General features: G+C 42.6%; 3 protein-coding genes. 2 read left to right on the forward strand and 1 reads right to left on the reverse strand.

Annotated features, from left to right (window positions below):
* Positions 1–151 precede the first annotated feature (151 nt).
* Positions 152–2,059 carry a DUF2207 domain-containing protein gene (locus tag PAN06_RS13185; RefSeq protein ID WP_023919311.1) on the reverse strand — a complete coding sequence of 636 codons (1,908 nt, stop codon included), beginning with the start codon at positions 2,057–2,059 and terminating at the stop codon, positions 152–154.
* 117 nt (positions 2,060–2,176) lie between these two features.
* Between PAN06_RS13185 and PAN06_RS13190 the strand changes: the two genes are divergently transcribed.
* Both PAN06_RS13190 and PAN06_RS13195 read left to right on the forward strand, forming a co-directional pair.
* Positions 2,177–3,739 carry an ABC transporter substrate-binding protein/permease gene (locus PAN06_RS13190; protein ID WP_195424583.1) on the forward strand — a complete coding sequence of 521 codons (1,563 nt, stop codon included), beginning with the start codon at positions 2,177–2,179 and terminating at the stop codon, positions 3,737–3,739.
* The coding region (locus tag PAN06_RS13195; protein ID WP_269796552.1) for an ATP-binding cassette domain-containing protein at positions 3,739–4,073 on the forward strand (335 nt) is incomplete at its 3' end. The genes PAN06_RS13190 and PAN06_RS13195, both read left to right, overlap by 1 nt.

A 4,073-nucleotide genomic window follows, 5' to 3' on the forward strand; every position in this document is an offset into this window, starting at 1 on the left:
CAATCCCAAAAAGAACCGCCTTGATTAATTCGATCAGAAACATCTTTTTCTCCTAAACTTACATTTGCTCTATTATATCATAAATCTATGGACTGGACCAGGCCTTCTAAACTAGAAGGGAAAGAGCGACCAAGACCATTCTTAGTGCTACTTAGAAGGCACCAAAGCCTCCTCCGCCTCCTCCGCCAGAGAAACCTCCTCCACTACCAGAGGAAACTGTGAAATGACTAGCCGTCGATGCTGTCGATCCATAAGTAGACATGGCATGACTTGAGTGGGTCACATCATGATAGAACGGAGTATAAACGAAGGCGTTTAAGGCTTGATTTTCTAAATGAATATTCCGAAGCTTCATGACCTTTGTGACCTGATCAGCTACACCATACAAGGCCGCATAGACCAATAAGCGATTCCATAGGACCAGAGACTGCAACTCTGCATCATTGAGGTGGGCAATCTCTTTCAACATCCGACCAAAACTATCCCAGTAATAGCGTTGCTCAGCACCCGCAAGATTGACAACTCCATCTCGTAGGCAGGCTTTAAAGACACCATTGAAGCGCACTGGCATAAACCAAAGTATGAGGATCCCTATCAAACAAGGAACAGAGAACCAACCCATCCCAAAAATGGCAAAGATTTCTGCTCCAAGGGCGATAAACCAAGCAGCCCAACCAAAGAAGAGACTTCGTCTAGCTTGCGCTTCTTCTTTTGCCTCTAAAGGGCGATAGTAGCTTGGCAAATGGAGATCTTCCACTTTGCGATGAACATCTCGGGCCACTTGGTTGACAGCCGTATCAAAACGGCCCTGAGCCCAACTTCCTAGTGAACGAATGGCATCTTGATCTGCTTTTTTGGCATGTTTGTATACATCATCACTAAATTTATAATTCTCAAAGAGACGGTTAACAGGACAGGAAACCTGATCCCCAAAAGCCATATTCATAAAGGAGCGTTCAAAATCATCTACATGCCCATGAGACTTTCTCGTCAAAACGACTTCATTTCCTTGTTGCTCGTAGACAATTACTCCACGATCCATCAAATCTAGCAATGTAGCTTGAAGCATTTTTTCAAATGTAAACACCGGCGGAGTCGCCTTCTCTTTATTGGTAGGGGAGGCCTCGTCTAATTCAGCTGAATAAACAACCGAGCTCATGACAAGAGGTGCAATGTCCTGTGGAATTTCATAAAGACGAGTATCGGTCGGATAGGTCACACCAGGCCAAATCATTTTTTTGAACCGATTGCGACCCAAGAGAGAAAGAAGCCAGAGTGCAATAATGAAGGCTGGCAAGATCCAGTTCCAAAACATGCGTGTCCAGTATTTTTCCTGTTCAATTTTAGCTTGGTTCTTGTGAAATTCATCCAATTTGGTCAATCCTGTATTTCGACCAGAATCATACAAAGTAGTTAGGTCTGACTTCAACCAGTAACCATACAACTCCACAGCCTTTCCTTTGCCTAGGTTATAGAAGGTGGCAGAATAGATTCCATCTTCTTTCTTTACAGTCACATCCGGTCCCATAAATGCTGTATGGATATACAGTTCCGATTGGGCATTAGCTGGTGCAAACTTAGGGATGACACGAAACTGAACTTCATCCACCTTCTGATCGCCATCTGTGATCGGTTTCCAGTTCAACTCCAAGATATCCTTATGTGAATAGAGGAGATTTTTTAATTTCCATGTGACTTTAATTTTGACTGTATCTGTCGCTACACCACTGTTATAAATTTTCACTCGGTAGCCATCACCTAGATTCGTAATCTCGGGTTCTCTTTGAAGATCACGACCTTCCACCTCAACCTTTGGCGGTATCTCAATTGCAAAACCTTGTGGCATGTTGCCCGCCGTTCCTAGGCTAACATACTGCCCTCTATAAGAATCTTTGAAATAATAAACCAGTTCTTCCTCATAGGTGGCGTCGTCCCAGGTGTCCAAGGTCAAGGTTCCACCATAGTAAAGTACATCATAAGATGGACTAGATGCATGGACATTCTGACTGACAAAAAGGCAGGCCAGAAAGGCGAAAAAAACATACAAATACTTTTTCATTTGATCACGCTCCTTTGTATTATTATAGCATTTTTTAAATAAAAAGAGGACCATGTTTGAAATGCAGCCTATTTTACTGTACAATAGGAGAAGTTATAATAAGGAAGAGGAGAAAAAATGAAAAAAACATTATTCGCGCTCTTAACGGGGCTTTTCATTTGCCTGGGGATCACACAGGTTGCTCATGCAGATGACTATTTACGAATCGGAATGGAAGCGGCCTACGCTCCTTTCAACTGGACCCAAGAAGATGATGCAAATGGAGCTGTTAAAATTGACGGTACCAATCAATATGCCAATGGGTACGATGTCCAAATCGCCAAAAAAGTTGCTGAGGAGTTAGGTAAAAAACCTCTGATCGTAAAAACATCTTGGAACGGTTTAATTCCAGCCCTCACTTCTGGTAAAATCGATATGATTATCGCTGGGATGAGTCCAACCGCTGAACGTAAAAAAGAGGTCGCCTTCTCCAAGAGCTACTATACCAGTGAACCGGTCATGCTCGTTCGTAAAGATGGAAACTATGCAAATGCTACTACCTTAGATGACTTTAAGGATGCAAAGGTCACCTCTCAACAAGGGGTCTACCTCTATTCTCTCATTTCCCAACTCAAGGGTGCGAAACAAGAAACTGCAATGGGTGATTTTGCCCAGATGCGTCAAGCTTTAGAATCGGGTGTTATTGATGCCTATGTTTCTGAACGTCCCGAAGCCCTAACCGCCGAGTCCGCTAATTCTAAATTTAAGATGATTCAATTCAAAAAAGGATTTGAAGTTGGGGAAGAAGATGCGACTATCGCTATCGGGATGAAGAAGGGTGACACTAGAATTGACCAAGTCAATGCCGCACTAGCTAAGATTTCGTCTGAAGACCAAGTCAAACTCATGGATGATATGATTAAGAAGCAACCAGCTTCCAGTGATGCTAGTGATGATAAGCAGACATTCTTTAGTCAAATGATGAAGATTTTAAAGGATAATGGCCCACAGTTCTTACGGGGAACTGGAATGACCCTCTTAATCTCTATGACTGGAACTATCGCTGGGTTGATTATCGGTTTGTTAATCGGTGTCTTCCGGACAGCTCCGAAGGCTAAAAATAAATTCCTTGCTGGATGCCAAACTGCCTTTGGTTGGTTCCTCAATGTCTACATTGAAATCTTCCGTGGAACTCCGATGATCGTTCAATCCATGGTCATTTTCTATGGTTCCGCCCAAGCCTTCAACATTTCCTTGGATCGTACCTGGGCCGCCATCTTTATCGTATCAATCAATACCGGAGCTTACATGAGTGAGATTGTTCGTGGTGGGATCTTAGCAGTGGATCCAGGTCAGTTTGAAGCAGCGACTGCTCTAGGAATGACCCATGGACAAACCATGCGCAAGGTCGTCCTTCCACAGGTTGTTCGCAATATCTTGCCAGCAACAGGGAATGAATTTGTTATTAACATCAAGGATACATCTGTTTTGAATGTTATCTCTGTAGTTGAACTGTACTTTACAGGAAATACGGTCGCAACTCAAAACTACCAATACTTCCCAACCTTTACGATCATCGCTGTGATTTACTTCGTTCTTACCTTTACCATCACACGAATTCTTCGCTACATCGAACGTCGCTTAGATTCTGATACTTATACTACAGGTGCCAATCAAATGCAAGTCAATGAGGTGAAATAATGGCAGAAAAAATTCTTGAAATCCAACATTTAAAAAAATCTTATGGTCAAAATGAGGTTTTGAAAGATATTTCCCTTACGGTTGAAAAAGGAGAGGTGATCTCCATCATCGGGAGCTCTGGTAGCGGAAAATCAACCTTCCTTCGCTCCATCAATCTTCTAGAAACTCCTACAGCTGGAGAGATTCTCTATCGTGGACAAAATGTTCTTGATCCTGAGTATGATCTTACCCACTACCGCGAGAAATTAGGAATGGTTTTCCAAAGCTTTAATCTCTTCGAAAATTTAAACGTCTTGGAAAATACGATCGTTGCACAAACAACCGTCCTCAAGCG

It is taken from the genome of Streptococcus sp. SM3 (genome assembly GCF_027497875.1).

Coding starts and splice junctions, on each gene's coding strand:
- PAN06_RS13185 (WP_023919311.1), bottom strand. CDS start 2,059: ATGAAAAAGTATTTGTATGTTTTTTTCGCCTTTCTGGCCTGCCTTTTT.
- PAN06_RS13190 (WP_195424583.1), top strand. CDS start 2,177: ATGAAAAAAACATTATTCGCGCTCTTAACGGGGCTTTTCATTTGCCTG.